The 13,328-nt window shown below is 46.2% G+C and carries 14 protein-coding genes; 8 read left to right on the forward strand and 6 right to left on the reverse strand.

The window, feature by feature from the left end:
- Positions 1 to 9: 9 nt before the first annotated feature.
- A complete protein-coding gene (locus DKT75_RS01250) occupies positions 10 to 723 on the forward strand; it encodes an autoinducer binding domain-containing protein (protein ID WP_158278772.1) in 714 nt (237 codons plus the stop codon).
- Between the two features lie 83 nt (positions 724 to 806).
- Here DKT75_RS01250 and DKT75_RS01255 read toward each other — a convergent pair whose 3' ends face one another.
- Positions 807 to 1,931 (reverse strand): Gfo/Idh/MocA family protein, encoded by a 1,125-nt coding sequence (locus DKT75_RS01255; protein WP_109821622.1) that lies wholly within the window; start codon positions 1,929 to 1,931, stop codon positions 807 to 809.
- A gap of 40 nt (positions 1,932 to 1,971) precedes the next feature.
- Positions 1,972 to 2,694 (reverse strand): GntR family transcriptional regulator, encoded by a 723-nt coding sequence (locus DKT75_RS01260; protein WP_109821623.1) that lies wholly within the window; start codon positions 2,692 to 2,694, stop codon positions 1,972 to 1,974.
- A gap of 145 nt (positions 2,695 to 2,839) precedes the next feature.
- Here DKT75_RS01260 and DKT75_RS01265 point away from each other — a divergent pair, with 145 nt between their 5' ends.
- The 6 genes from DKT75_RS01265 to DKT75_RS01290 are packed head-to-tail and all read left to right on the forward strand — an operon-like array spanning position 2,840 to position 8,394.
- Positions 2,840 to 3,997 (forward strand): LLM class flavin-dependent oxidoreductase, encoded by a 1,158-nt coding sequence (locus tag DKT75_RS01265; RefSeq protein ID WP_109821624.1) that lies wholly within the window; start codon positions 2,840 to 2,842, stop codon positions 3,995 to 3,997.
- Positions 3,997 to 4,899 (forward strand): aldo/keto reductase, encoded by a 903-nt coding sequence (locus DKT75_RS01270; RefSeq protein WP_109821625.1) that lies wholly within the window; start codon positions 3,997 to 3,999, stop codon positions 4,897 to 4,899. The genes DKT75_RS01265 and DKT75_RS01270 overlap by 1 nt, the downstream gene beginning before the upstream one ends.
- Positions 4,896 to 5,384 carry a flavin reductase family protein gene (locus DKT75_RS01275; protein WP_109821626.1) on the forward strand — a complete coding sequence of 163 codons (489 nt, stop codon included), beginning with the start codon at positions 4,896 to 4,898 and terminating at the stop codon, positions 5,382 to 5,384. Before DKT75_RS01270 ends, DKT75_RS01275 begins: the two co-directional genes overlap by 4 nt.
- A 55-nt stretch (positions 5,385 to 5,439) precedes the next feature.
- Positions 5,440 to 5,997, forward strand: coding sequence for a TRAP transporter small permease (locus tag DKT75_RS01280; RefSeq protein WP_211665112.1), 558 nt, complete (start codon positions 5,440 to 5,442; stop codon positions 5,995 to 5,997).
- A gap of 3 nt (positions 5,998 to 6,000) precedes the next feature.
- Positions 6,001 to 7,287: a TRAP transporter large permease gene (locus tag DKT75_RS01285; protein ID WP_109821627.1), complete on the forward strand. Its 1,287-nt coding sequence runs from the start codon at positions 6,001 to 6,003 to the stop codon at positions 7,285 to 7,287.
- A 36-nt stretch (positions 7,288 to 7,323) separates the two neighbouring features.
- On the forward strand, positions 7,324 to 8,394 hold the full coding sequence (locus DKT75_RS01290) for a TRAP transporter substrate-binding protein (protein ID WP_109821628.1): 1,071 nt from the start codon (positions 7,324 to 7,326) through the stop codon (positions 8,392 to 8,394).
- 76 nt (positions 8,395 to 8,470) lie between these two features.
- Here the strand turns inward: DKT75_RS01290 and DKT75_RS01295 are convergent, their stop codons facing one another.
- Positions 8,471 to 8,959: a tetratricopeptide repeat protein gene (locus tag DKT75_RS01295; protein ID WP_109821629.1), complete on the reverse strand. Its 489-nt coding sequence runs from the start codon at positions 8,957 to 8,959 to the stop codon at positions 8,471 to 8,473.
- Positions 8,960 to 9,045: 86 nt separating this feature from the next.
- On the opposite strand from DKT75_RS01295, the gene DKT75_RS01300 reads away from it, so the two are divergent.
- On the forward strand, positions 9,046 to 10,395 hold the full coding sequence (locus DKT75_RS01300; protein ID WP_109821630.1) for a cytochrome-c peroxidase: 1,350 nt from the start codon (positions 9,046 to 9,048) through the stop codon (positions 10,393 to 10,395).
- A gap of 24 nt (positions 10,396 to 10,419) precedes the next feature.
- On the opposite strand, the gene DKT75_RS01305 is transcribed toward DKT75_RS01300, so the two are convergent.
- Genes DKT75_RS01305 through DKT75_RS01315 form a run of 3 tightly spaced genes read right to left on the reverse strand, consistent with a single transcriptional unit; the run spans position 10,420 to position 13,020 of the window.
- A complete protein-coding gene (locus DKT75_RS01305; RefSeq protein ID WP_109821660.1) occupies positions 10,420 to 11,181 on the reverse strand; it encodes an SDR family NAD(P)-dependent oxidoreductase in 762 nt (253 codons plus the stop codon).
- A gap of 22 nt (positions 11,182 to 11,203) precedes the next feature.
- Positions 11,204 to 11,941 carry an SDR family oxidoreductase gene (locus tag DKT75_RS01310; protein WP_109821631.1) on the reverse strand — a complete coding sequence of 246 codons (738 nt, stop codon included), beginning with the start codon at positions 11,939 to 11,941 and terminating at the stop codon, positions 11,204 to 11,206.
- A gap of 41 nt (positions 11,942 to 11,982) precedes the next feature.
- Positions 11,983 to 13,020: a LacI family DNA-binding transcriptional regulator gene (locus DKT75_RS01315; RefSeq protein ID WP_109821632.1), complete on the reverse strand. Its 1,038-nt coding sequence runs from the start codon at positions 13,018 to 13,020 to the stop codon at positions 11,983 to 11,985.
- Between the last annotated feature and the right edge of the window lie 308 nt (positions 13,021 to 13,328).

Raw genomic sequence — 13,328 nt, forward strand, 5'->3', positions numbered from 1 at the left:
AGTAAGGCTGTGAGCGATGCTTTTAGTGAGCTAACTAAGGATATAACTTCACTTGGCTTTGATGCCGTTTTATATTCTTTTTTCCCTAGACCCATGTATATAAACGCTAAGATCCAACCGGTTTTGCACTTCTCAGAAGCGTTTGCTCCTTTTGTCTCTAACTACCTAACTAATGATTACGGTAACCGTGACTTCATTCTTAGACTTGCTTTAGAAGGCCGCCAAGGGACGGTGGATTGGTGGGAAGAAATTAACTCTGGTAACGTAACCAAAGAAGAGCAAGAAGTCACCATTGATGCTAAGCAAAACTTCGGCATCCACCACGGTCTTTCTATTCCTATTTTATCTGGTTCATTTGCTATTTCTGGCATCTCAGTGATTAGTAAAAACCCTGACCTCAGCCATTTTCAAGAAATAAAAGAGCAATCACTAGATGCCCTCAAAGAACTGGCTTCTGACTACCACACCAAAATTATTATGTCGCAAAATGATGTTCGCTTCTTTGTGCTGCCTTTAATCGAGCAACTCAATGACACCAAGAAGAAAGTAATCAAGCACCTCATGAGTGGCAAACCAATGAAGAACATCTCAGACACTTATGGTGGCCTCACGCCTAGATATGCGGAGAAAGTTGTAATTGAAATCCGCAAAGAGTTTGGTGATATTTCAAAGAATGAGCTTATTTATATTCTTGGGATGATTCATGTTCATCAGTTTTTGTAAAACAAATTTAGCCACCCTACTTGAATATGAGTGAGCAAGACTAATACCCAAGACGGATGGCGACCTACGAAGTCACAAAGCAATCAAGCCGAATACCCAAAGCCATGTTCAGTCACATAAACAACCTGCCCCGTACGAATAGACTCCTGCGCAGCCATACCAATCACAACCGCACGCAATCCATCATCAACCGTCACTTCAACCTCAGCACCTTCCGTCACTGCTTTATGAAAACCAACATGCTGATAAAACGTCGAGCCATTATGGTCCCCCGCTTCAAGGATAGTAGGATCAACCGGAATATCTGACTCAATTGGCCCTTTCGGATCACGTGGACTAATGATCACCTTTGACACAGGTGCCGCCCCTAATGTCTCAACAGGCCAAAAACGTCCCGGCCCAGGCAACAAACATTCTAACTTCGCATCTGGCCCAATCGCCGTAATCTGCTCTTGGTAACGAGAACCTTCTGCAAACATATTTAACTCAAGCATTGCGCGCTTGCCCGATACAAAGTTCACGATCACAAACGCGTTATCAATAATGTCAGGTTGCTCGCCATCATATCGCTCATCGATATGATTATAATCCATTGCACCAGAAGCCATCACGCTGAGCACTTCTTCTTGCATCACTAAACGCATCAAGTCGAAAAAATGACAGCACTTCTCAACCAGCGTCCCACCTGAATTTTTATTAAATCGATTCCAGTCACCCACCTTTTCTAAGAAAGGAAAGCGATGCTCACAAACGGTCAAGGTCTTTAAATCACCTAGATCGCCATCAAGCACATGTTTTACAAACTGAGTAATCGCTGGCATGTAACGATATTCCATCGCCACCCATACCGGTGCAGGGTGCGCTGCTGCTGCCTTACGAATCATTGCAACATCTTTAAGCTCGGTGCAGATAGGTTTCTCAACCAGTATTGGCAGCTGTGTCTTTGCAAACACTTCCATTAACTGGCTAGCATGTTGGTAGTTCGGGCTAACGATTAATAACGCGTCAAAATCATTCCCTGCTAACAACTCATCAAGGTCATTACAAAAACGTGCATTGGGTGCGAAACGTTTATTTTCCTGCTGCATACCAGCATCAGGGTCAGCGATCGCTGTCACACTCGCGCCCTCAATCAGGTCAATGTTACGAATGTGCTCTTGCCCCATCATGCCACAACCTAAAATACCGTAACGTAGTTCCTTACTCATTGATTTCCTCTCTTTCTAATATTTTCTAGCCGTTTGTAACTTATGACAAACGCGCCACATAGCGACTCTGCAACGGGTCAAACCACGTTTGCGAGTACTCTTCAATACGACCATTATTCGCCCACGCTTGACGACTTATCCAACCAAGCGTCGTAGGAACAGGTGTATTTAAAAGCTGGCACGCCCACTCAGGGGCTTCCTGACAGCTCACTTCATCGGTTACATGTGTCATCCAAAAATCAAACTCTTCACGATAATGAACATATAACGATTCATGCATATCCTCGACCGACAACTGCTCAGCATGTCGCCCATCGAACCATATTTCTTCTGCCGCAACGGGTGTTTGGTTTAAGTAACGTAATCGGCGAATGCGCCAATACTGCTTATCGGGGTTCCCTGCCTTTCCAAACTGTTTTGCAACGTCGGTACTTTTTAACAAAGCGACTGACTGTGTCACCGCTCTAGGCATTCCACCACCGTTGAGCAACTCCAAACGAAAGAACTGATACACCGCACCACCTTCTGGCGGCTTACGGACATAAGTACCAGAGCCTTGTCGACGCTCTAGCAGCCCATCCTCTTCCAATACGGTCAACGCCTTACGTAATGTGCCAACAGCAACATCTAAGTCTTGCGCGAGTTGAGACTCCGTTGGTAAACGCTCACCGGGTACCCATTGGCCCGCGGCTATTTCACGGTGCAGCAGCTCACTGACTTGAACGTACAATGGTAATCGGGTCTTTTTCTTACTCGAACTCATCACATTCACTCCTCAGGACATAGCCGTATAATGCACTAGCTTAAAATAAATTCATATAGCATTCATTTATTTTATTGCTAATTCATTCACTATTGGTTTATATTTATTCTAGTGATAGAAAAACATAAACAAGGAGGAGTCATTTATGAGTGTTGTACCTATTTATAGTCAGGACTTAGAGGCAGCTGAAGTGTCGTGGTTTGCACCATTGTGCAGTGATGACTACCGCCTGTTGGGCAAGCCAGAAGACGATCTACGTTCTAGCTGGGAAAATACGCGTGATATTACATTGACTGCTGACCGCTTAGGTTTCCGCAATATATTATGCCCTTCATCCTATCAAGTTGGCCAAGATACATTGACCTTCGCGTCAGCGATCGCGCCACTGACTCAACAAATGAATTTACTCGCAGCGATTCGCTGTGGTGAGTTACACCCAATGATGCTGGCACGTACTGTTGCCACTCTAGACCACGTATTAAAAGGTCGTCTGACGTTAAATGTCATCTCATCTAACTTCCCTGGTGAAGACGCGCCAAGCCCTTACCGTTACCAGCGCTCCCGTGAAGTGGTTGAAATACTCCGTCAGTGCTGGACACAAGACGAAGTGAATTACGAAGGTGAAATCTACAATTTAAAAGGCTTGAACACTGACCCTGTACGCCCTTACCAGCAAAACGGCGGCCCACTACTCTACTTCGGTGGTTACTCACCGGACGCACTAGAGCTTTGTGGTCAGTTCTGCGATGTTTATTTAATGTGGCCAGAAAACGAAGAAAACCTTGCACAGCGCATGAAAGACGTGAATGCTCGCGCTGAAGCACATGGTCGCAAACTTGACTATGGACTTCGTGTTCACATGATCGTTCGTGACACAGAAAAAGAAGCACAAGAATACGCAGAATACCTTGTCTCTGAGTTAGATGATGACAAAGGCGATGCGATTCGTAACCGTGCGTTAGACGCTAAAAGTTTGGGCGTCGCACTACAAGCAGAACAACGTAAATCGGCGACTGCAGAAGGCTATTCAGAACCAAACTTATGGACGGGCGTAGGACGCGCACGTTCGGGGTGTGGGGCAGCGTTAGTCGGTAGTGTCGATCAAGTCATGTCGAAAATTGAGCGTTACCAAAAAATGGGAATGCGCTCGTTTATTTTCTCAGGTTACCCACATCAAGCAGAATGCGAAATATTTGGTGAGAAAGTCTTACCACAACTTAAAACATGCTCGTTGCCGGAAGAATATGGGCGCGTACCTGCGTCAACCCCTGCAACACCACTAGGAATTGGAGAAAGAAAATAATGGAAATGGTTCAGCTTAATTCATCACTACCAGCAATGAGTCGCTTGATTTACGGCGTATGGCGCTTAGCAGATGATGAAAACACTAGCACTGCCCATGTCCGCGCTAAGATTGACGCTTGCCTAGAGCAAGGCATCACGACCTTTGACCATGCTGACATCTATGGTGAGTATCAGTGTGAGAAAGTATTTGGTCAGGCTTTGGCAGAAGATTCGTCACTACGTGATCAGATGCAAATTATCAGCAAGTGTGACATCGCTATTCCAACGTCACTTTACCCTGAGCGTCGTGTGAAGTATTACGACACTAGCCCTGAATACATCCGCATGTCAGTGGAAAATAGCTTACGCAATTTGAACACGGACTCGCTAGACCTACTGTTGATTCACCGCCCTGACCCATTTATGGACGCGACTGCAACAGGCGCAACCTTAGATGAATTGATCAAGGAAGGTAAAATCAAAGGCGCTGGTGTGTCTAACTTCAAACCTTCTGACTGGGAGCTACTGCAAAGTCGTATGGACAACACGCTAGTGACTAACCAGATCGAAATGAGCTTGTTAGAGCGTGATGCATTCACCAATGGTGATCTTGCACACTTACAAACACTAAACCTACACGCAATGGCGTGGTCACCTCTAGCGGGTGGTCGCATCTTTGGTAATGACGCTGACGCACAACGTTTACAGCCAATACTAAAGCGCATTGCTGATGAGCAAAACTGTGATATCGACCATGTTGCTGTGGCTTGGTTGCTGGCTCATCCAAGTGAAATTCTACCGATCGTCGGTACTAACAACCTTGATCGTGTCAAGACTATGTCCAAAGCAATGGACGTAGAAATTGATCGCCAAACATGGTTTGAACTATTAACAGCTGCAGCAGGTGAGGAGGTAGCATGAGTAAAGAATTACGTAATGCACTAGGTTGTTTTGCAACAGGTGTTACCGTAGTCACAACACGTTACAAAGGACAAGACTACGGAATGACCTGCTCGTCATTTAATGCCGTATCACTAGAGCCAGCAATGGCGCTTTGGAGTATTCAAAAAACTTCGCAGTGCCTAGAAGCGTTTCAAAACAGTGAAGGCTACACCGTGAGTGTACTTAGCGCTGAACAAGGTGAGCTTGCGATGCACTTTACTCGTGGCTCTCAAGAAGAGCGCTTTGCTGATCTGTCAGATGAACATAGATTAGACAGTGGCCGCATCGTTATTCCTGGGTCTTCAGCTTGGTTTGACTGCGACCTAAGACAAGTTATTGAAGCGGGCGACCACTATATCTTGTTATCTAACATACTTCAGTATGGTTCATCACAAGATACAGCAGGTTTGATTTTTGAACGTAGCCAGTTTGGCTCAATGCAGCAATTGAAAAAAGTCGCATAACACTAGCCCTACACGGTTAGACAAGGAGAGGAATTATGCAAAAAAGGTGCGTCTTATGATGGCAACTTTAAAAAGGCTATTGCATGGCCTAGAAACGTTCAATACGTATATGTTGGCCGCAGGTCGCTCTATCGCATGGGTACTTGTACTCCTGATGGTGTCCTGCATTCTTGTCCAAGTCTTTTTCCGTTATGTGTTAAATGACGCGCTGCCGTGGCCTGAAGAGGCTGCGCGCGCGTTCATGATATGGATGATGGGTCTGGTGGCAGGCTCTGGCTATCGCTGGGGATCATTCGTGGCCATCGACTTGGTCAATGACTACCTACCTAGCCTGATCGGCCGTATTCTAAAACTACTGCTATTGATACTAGCAATGGTTGTGTTAATGCAGTTATTTGTATTGGCAATAGAGTTCTTCCAGCGTGGCTTCCGTACCCGTGCTGCTTCATTCCACCTCCCAAGAGCGTGGATTTATCTCGCTATGCCTGTGTGCTTTGGTTCGATGTTGATGGTCAATATCGAGCTAGTACTTCGTGAGTTTGGTCGTGTCTTTGGTAATCCCGACGACTTCCCTGACCCTGTAAAACCTGAACTCAATACATCCGCGGAGTAAGCCATGTTAATTTTCTTCTTAGTTATATTCTTGGTATTGCTGCTGCTAGGTATGCCAGTATTTTTTGCAATGCTTACTGGCCCCGGCATTATGTTATATGTCGAAGGTATGGAACGTGACATCCCATTACTGTTCCGCAACATCTACAACGGTATCGACTCGTTCCCGTTAATGGCAATCCCCTTCTTTATGTTGGCGGGTGAGCTAATGAACCAAGGCGGCATCACCATGCGTTTGGTGACGTTTGCTCAGTCACTCATCGGTCACGTACGTGGTGGTCTGGCGCATGTAAACATCTTATCCAGTATGTTGTTTGCGGGCCTGTCTGGTTCGGCTGTTGCCGATACTTCTGCGTTAGGGTCTATGTTGATTCCTGCGATGGAAAAGAACGGTTACTCGCGAAAGTTTGCGGCGGCTATTACCGCGGCATCGTCAGTAATCGGACCCATCATTCCACCGTCGGGCATCATGATCATCTATGCCTACACTATGGAAATATCGGTAGCGGCACTATTTGCGGCAGGTGTTATTCCAGGTATTTTAGTGGGCCTTGGCCTAATGGGTATGACGTCCATTTTGGCTAAAAAGCACAACTTCCCACCGGCTGGACCGAAGTTCACTTTAAGAGAAAAAGGCCTAGCGACTCGTAAAGCGATTTTACCGTTGCTAACACCCGTTATTATCTTAGGTGGTATTTTGAGTGGTGTGTTTACACCGACTGAGGCATCGGCAATCGCAGTGGCATATGCGCTATTCCTAAGCTTATTTATACTGCGCAGCGTTAAGGTAACGGACTTACCTGCCATCTTCACTCGTAGTGCGATTTCATCATCAGTGGTGTTATTGCTGGTTGGTGCAGCGATTGCCTTTAAATCGGTGGTCAGTTTATCTCATGCCGCTGAATTTATGGCAGACTGGACACTATCTTTAAGTGACAATGCGCTGATATTATTATTCCTAATTAACATACTTTTGTTTATTGTGGGTATGTTCTTAGACGCTGGCCCTGCGATAATTATTCTTGGTCCTATCCTAGCGCCTATCTTTATCCAGCTCGGTATTGATCCGGTTCACTTCGCGACAATTATGAGTGTTAATTTAACGGTTGGACTCGCAACACCGCCCATGGGCTTAGTACTCTTTGTGGCCTCCAGTGTCTCTGGAGAAAAAGTACAGACCATTGCGCGCGCTATCCTGCCGTTCTTATTTGTTGAAATAATTGTTATCTTTATGATCACCTTTATTCCTGCAATTTCCATGACCATACCTAGACTATTAGGGCTGGCGTAACACGTGTTTCAAAAAGCTTTAGAGGAGCTAATCATTATGAACAAAACGACTAAATTATTGATGTCTACCATCCTTGGCGCATCGGTTCTGTTTGGTGCGGGTATTACCGCAGTGCAAGCCGCTGACTACAAGCTACGTGCGGTTGCTAACTCCAATGAAAACGACGAAGACTACGATGGTCTTGTGGTATTCAAAGACTTTGTTGAGTCACGCTCTAACGGTAAGGTAGAAGTTGAGCTATTCATTGGAACACAGCTTTGCGCTAACGGTACTGAGTGTCTACAAGCAGTAGAAGACGGTTCGGTTGATATCTACATCTCAACAGCCGGTGGTGCAGCCAATATGTACCCTTACGTACAGGTGCTTGACCTACCTTACGTACTTTCTGACGATCGTATTGCTGAAACAGTACTATCGGGTGACTTCACGCGTGAAATGCGTAAAGCGATCCTAAAAGATTCTGACGATAAAATTCGTTTGATGACGATTGGTAACACCGGTGGTTGGAGAAACTTTGCTAACACTAAGCGTGTTGTTAAGACGCCTGCTGACATGAAAGGTTTGAAGATTCGTACGGTTGTTGCGGACCTACCTCAAGAACTTGTTAAAGCACTGGGTGCTAGCCCTACGCCAATCCCATGGCCTGAGCTGTTCACTTCATTCCAGACGGGTGTTGTTGAAGGTTCTAAGAATGGTATCACTGACATCATGGGTATGAAGTTCCCAGAAGCAGGCCTTAAAAATGTAACACTAGACGGTCATGCTTACATGAGCGCACTTTGGTACATGAGCAACGAGAACTTCCTGAAGATGGACGAAGAGACTCGTAAGGTTATCGTTGACGGTTTTGATGCACTACAGCAAGCAACATTTGCATCTCCAAAGCGTAAGTCTATCAAAGCGTATGCTGACTTCAAAAAGGCTGGCGGTAACTTGTACGTGCCAACACCTGCTGACAAAGCAGCGTTTAAGGCAGCAGCTCAGCCTGTTTACACTTGGTTCAAGAAGAGCGTAAAAGACGGTGAGAAGTGGTATGCACTACTATCATCTGAAGCAGCTAAAGCAGAGAAAGAAGTTGCAGCAGCTCATGCGGCTGATATTAACTAAGTTGTTACTACTCAGTTAGATATAAGAAAGCCGCTCTGATGAGCGGCTTTTTTTTGTGCCTTGAAAGTTTGTAGATTCAATCAAACGGATAAAGATGCGGCTTATAATCTGCTATCAAAATCTGTGCTTCTTTCACCTGCCCAGGCGTCATTTTCTTAATCACTTCTTCCTGACTAATAGCTGCATCGGGATCACCACCAATCGCTGACAACACGTACCACATATACGCCCGCACCAAATCAACCTCAACGCCTCGCCCGACTTCGTAATACCATCCAATACCCGACTGTGCACCAGGGTGCGCTTTCATTGAGGCACGCAAGTACCATTCAAAGGCGCGACGGTCGTCTTTTTTAACGCCCAAACCCATCGCATACATCACACCTATCAACTCTTCCGCATCCGCATTTCCCGCTTGCGCTGCAGGCAGGAACTCTTGCATGGCTTCAGTAAATTTGCTCTGCTCCATTAGCTGCCGACCTTTTTCCACATCGGCAAACGCAGCTTGGCTAACTAACAGGCTAAACACCGCCGCAGTGACAACCTTGCATAAAAACTTTCCCATAACGCCTCCTTATCCATTCACAGGGTACTTGTCGAACTAAAGATAAATGTATAGTGTATGAATCATTGGAGAAAGGAAATCATTTAATGAGTCAAAGGCAGTCTTGGCGTGCATGCGCCCTTGTTCTTTTAGCGTGCTTTTCGAATAACGTTATCGCGGCTGATAACGCAACTGCTCTGCCCCAGCCGCTTACTGATAACGACTATCGCACTGTTAACTTAAATGCAGCCAAGCTAGGCCAGCAACTTTTTTACGACAAAATCCTCAGCGGCAATAAAAACATCGCATGCTCAACCTGTCACCACCACGACCTTGCCAGTGGCGACGGCTTGTCACTCGGTGTTGGCGAAGGTGGTATTGGCTTAGGCGAAAAACGTATCGTCGGCGAAGGCAACAGCCGCATCAAACGACGTGTCCCCAGAAACGCGACCCCACTGTTTAACCTTGGCGCCAAACAGTTCACCCACCTATTCCATGATGGTCGCGTATCGGTTGACCCTATTTTCCCTAGCGGCTTTAACACCCCCGCCGAAGAGTTTTTACCCAAAGGCTTAGAGAGCTTATTAGCCGCGCAAGCCCTATTCCCTGTGACCTCAGCCGTTGAAATGGCCGGTGAGCGAAACGAGAACCAAATCGCAGGCGCAACCCGCCGCCGACCCGATTATGTCTGGGCTATTTTAGAAAAACGCCTACAAGGTATTTATAGTTACGAGCAACTGTTTAAAGACGCTTACCCTGAGCAAGTCAAACAAAGCAGCGACATCAATATCATTCAAATGGGCAATGCGCTGGCCGCATTTATCGAGCATGAATGGCGAGCGGACAGTAGCCCCTTTGATGCCTTTGTTAGTGGCGATAGCGACGCATTAAACGAGAAACAAACACAAGGCATGAAACTATTTTATGGCAAAGCAGAATGCAGCAGTTGTCACAGCGGCGCTTTGCAAACAGACCATGACTTCCACGCCATCATGCTACCCAGCTTTGGCCCCGGTCGTACCCGTCGCTTTGAGCATATCGCGCGTGATCGTGGACGCATAAACGAAACTGACCGCTTAGAAGACAGCTACCGCTTTAGAACACCAAGCCTACGTAACGTGGCTGCAACAGGACCTTATGGTCACAACGGTGCTTACAGTAGCCTAGAGGGCATTATTCGTCATCACATCGACCCTGTTAAAAGCATTGAGAACTATGACGCGAGCCAGTTGGTGATGCCGCAGGATGAGTACCTTGTAAAGAACGACTTTCTTATCCAGCAAGATAAGCGAGAAACGGCGAGTTTGAAGCGCTATCGGGATATTGATTTGCCAGCATTGACTGACTTAGAAATAGAACAGGTGATTGCGTTCTTAGAGGCCTTGACCGATGAAAAATCGCTCTATGGGAGACTCGGAGCACCAAGCCAGGTACCTAGTAAAATTGCAGTAGATTAGGCAGCACAGCGGCTGCCTTAACCACTAACTCCCGTAAACGCCGCCATTGACATCGATGGTTGCGCCAGTAACAAAACCGCTGTGCTCACTTGCTAAAAACAGTACAACACGCGCAACATCATCCGCATCTCCAGCACGTCCTAATGGAATACCGAGAACGGTCTCATCTGCTGACTCTTTAGTGGTGTGCGTATTGTGGAAGCTTGTACCCAGTATCAAACCCGGCGCAACAGCATTCACTCGAACGCCCTTTGGCCCCAGCTCATTTGCCAATGCACGTGTCCATGTGAGTACCGCGCCTTTCATGGTTGAGTACGCTAAAGACCCAGCATGACCACCCTTACGACCTGCCAATGAAGCCAAGTTAACAATACTTGAAGAGCCCGCAGCCGTTAGCGCTGGCGTTGCCGCTTGAGTCACCCAAAGTACTGATGATAAGTTTAGGTCAACAGAATCTCTCCAGAAGTCTTCCTCAAGCTCTTCAACACGACGACGGCCAATCAAAGACCCTGCGTTATTGACCAATACATCCATGCCGCCTAAAAAGTCCAATGCTGTTGCCACAACCGCTTGTGCTTGCTCTTTATTTCTCAAGTCACCTTGAATCAGTTTAATCTGGCTAGCATCAACACCTGCTTCACTCGCCAATACTTCAATATTTACTTCTGTAGAGAAGTAATGAACGGCTACTTTGCAGCCTGCTTCTAGCAAACGAACGGTTATCTGGCGGCCTATACCCTGTGTTCCAGCAGTAACTAATACTCTTTTTTTGGTCAAACTATTCACGCGTGGTGTCCCCATATCGGTTTTATCTTAAGGATGGTTGTAAAACTATTTCTGATACATGCGCCCTTGCTGGCAGGCTCATCACAAACAGGCAGGTTTCTGCGATGTCTTGAGGTTGCAATGCTTTAAAGCGCATCTCAGGTGTTGGTCGTGTCGGCCTTTTGTTAAGCAAAGGCGTGTCGGTCATGCCCGGCATAATCACGGTTGCTCGTACACCGTTATGCCACTCTTCTTCCATAATGGCGTGCGTCATTGCCAGCACACCTGCTTTTGTTGCCTGATAAGCCGCACCTGAAAGGTCAGGACTCTTGGCCGCGGCAGAAGACACATTGATAATTAAGCCGTTTTTCTTGGATCTAAATATAGGTAAGACAAGCTGCGATAAATTAAAAGCACTCGACAGATTCGAATCAACCATTGAGCGCCAAGTGTCTGGTGTTAACTCCATAAATCGGCGTTTTACAAGGTTAGTGCCCACGGTATTGACCAAGGTATCTACCTTTTCGAGTAGCTCTTGATGAGTCTCAGTCGCATCAAATAAGTCATCATGATTACTCGCATCCACACAGATCTGAACTACCTTTGCAGCCCCTAACTTAACCGCTTCCATTTCAACTTGTGCAAGGCGCTCACTATCTCGCCCAAGAAGAACAAGCTGAGCACCTTCTGTTGCAGCCGCAAAAGCAGTCGCCCTCCCCATTCCACTACTTGCGCCTGCAATCAATATGCATCGTCCTGACAGTTTTTTAGTGTCGCTCATTTACGTAAACCTCTTTGAATGCTTTAGCCCGTGATACTGCGCTAAAGTTGACGGGTAGATGCGCGAACAATTAGCTCCGCACTTACCTCAACATGAGGTTCAATCACCTCATCAGTGCTTTCTAACGTTTCAATTAATTTACTGACAATGATCTCTGACATCTGAGCGACAGGTTGGCGAATAGTCGTCAACGGAGGCTGCATCACCTCGGCCATCATAATGTCATCAAAACCAATCACAGAGATATCTTCTGGGACGCTATATCCCAGCTCTCTAGCACCTGCACAGGCACCAATGGCATACATATCATTGACTGTCAGCACTGCAGTCGGCGGATTATCCAGAGTCAGTAATTCTCGAATAGCGGTTCTGCCAATTTCAGCAGCTCGGAAGTCCCCAAATGTCGACACGTTACGACCTCCCCAAACCAACGATTCATCTGGGGTAATACCTGCTTTTTCAAGCTCGCTATTCATACCTGCTAGCCTACCCACTCGACTGTTTGTGCCGATAGGGCCAGAAATAAATGCAATTCGCTTGTGACCTAAGCCGATCAAATGACGGGTCGCAAGCCTCGAACCAACCAACTGATTGATGCTGACACTACAAGCAATGACACCGTTTGTGCCTTCGTTGTCTCGGTCAATGGCAGCAATTTTCATGCCCTTGTCCGCATATTCTTTTAGGTAGTCAAATGACTCTGGAGAAGAACCAAGAATCACACCTCTTATGGATGAACCAAACAGCGACTCAACATAACGAGCCTCTACTACGGGGTCACGCTCAGCATTACAAATAAGTACCTGATAACCACGCTTTTGCGCAGCGGTCTCGATCAAATGAGAAACCTGTCCCCAAAATGGGTTTGCTACCGATGGAACGATTAACCCTAGTGTTTTTATCTGTCCTGTTTTCAGTTGTCGGGCAGCCGAGTTGGGGGTGAATTTGAGTTTGCGGATTGCTTCATTAACACGGTTTAGCGTCTCAACGGCCATCTTCTGATGACGGCCATTAATCACGTTTGATACTGTACTAACTGAGACTCCAGCATGGCGAGCTACTTCTTTCATCCCTGCCATTATTCACCACTCCAATGCTTGGCTATTTCTTTAATTACTGTCATTTTTATCAGCCTTCCCGATCAATCTAATATAAGCGAAGATCATACAATAGGTAATACGTTACACCATTAATAATAATATAACAAACATAAGCTTTATTATAAAAAGGTGAAACGTTACACAAATCCCTATTAATCGCAGTATAACCAAAAGCATACGATAAGAAACCAACGAATTCAGCTTTGCTTTACGTGCCAAAGTAAAAGATGGGAAGGTCGTACTTTGAAACTGGCTAGAAGATATCGTTGCTGTAAGTAGTGCTTACC

The organism is Leucothrix arctica (assembly GCF_003172895.1).
Classification (GTDB): domain Bacteria; phylum Pseudomonadota; class Gammaproteobacteria; order Thiotrichales; family Thiotrichaceae; genus Leucothrix; species Leucothrix arctica.

What these genes read in the sequence shown, in the direction of transcription:
- DKT75_RS01265 (WP_109821624.1), top strand. Translation starts at nt 2,840, where the DNA reads ATGAGTGTTGTACCTATTTATAGTCAGGACTTAGAGGCAGCTGAAGTG.
- DKT75_RS01300 (WP_109821630.1), top strand. Translation starts at nt 9,046, where the DNA reads ATGAGTCAAAGGCAGTCTTGGCGTGCATGCGCCCTTGTTCTTTTAGCG.
- DKT75_RS01295 (WP_109821629.1), bottom strand. Translation starts at nt 8,959, where the DNA reads ATGGGAAAGTTTTTATGCAAGGTTGTCACTGCGGCGGTGTTTAGCCTG.
- DKT75_RS01270 (WP_109821625.1), top strand. Translation starts at nt 3,997, where the DNA reads ATGGAAATGGTTCAGCTTAATTCATCACTACCAGCAATGAGTCGCTTG.
- DKT75_RS01280 (WP_211665112.1), top strand. Translation starts at nt 5,440, where the DNA reads ATGATGGCAACTTTAAAAAGGCTATTGCATGGCCTAGAAACGTTCAAT.
- DKT75_RS01275 (WP_109821626.1), top strand. Translation starts at nt 4,896, where the DNA reads ATGAGTAAAGAATTACGTAATGCACTAGGTTGTTTTGCAACAGGTGTT.
- DKT75_RS01290 (WP_109821628.1), top strand. Translation starts at nt 7,324, where the DNA reads ATGAACAAAACGACTAAATTATTGATGTCTACCATCCTTGGCGCATCG.
- DKT75_RS01260 (WP_109821623.1), bottom strand. Translation starts at nt 2,694, where the DNA reads ATGAGTTCGAGTAAGAAAAAGACCCGATTACCATTGTACGTTCAAGTC.
- DKT75_RS01285 (WP_109821627.1), top strand. Translation starts at nt 6,001, where the DNA reads ATGTTAATTTTCTTCTTAGTTATATTCTTGGTATTGCTGCTGCTAGGT.
- DKT75_RS01315 (WP_109821632.1), bottom strand. Translation starts at nt 13,020, where the DNA reads ATGGCAGGGATGAAAGAAGTAGCTCGCCATGCTGGAGTCTCAGTTAGT.
- DKT75_RS01310 (WP_109821631.1), bottom strand. Translation starts at nt 11,941, where the DNA reads ATGAGCGACACTAAAAAACTGTCAGGACGATGCATATTGATTGCAGGC.
- DKT75_RS01255 (WP_109821622.1), bottom strand. Translation starts at nt 1,931, where the DNA reads ATGAGTAAGGAACTACGTTACGGTATTTTAGGTTGTGGCATGATGGGG.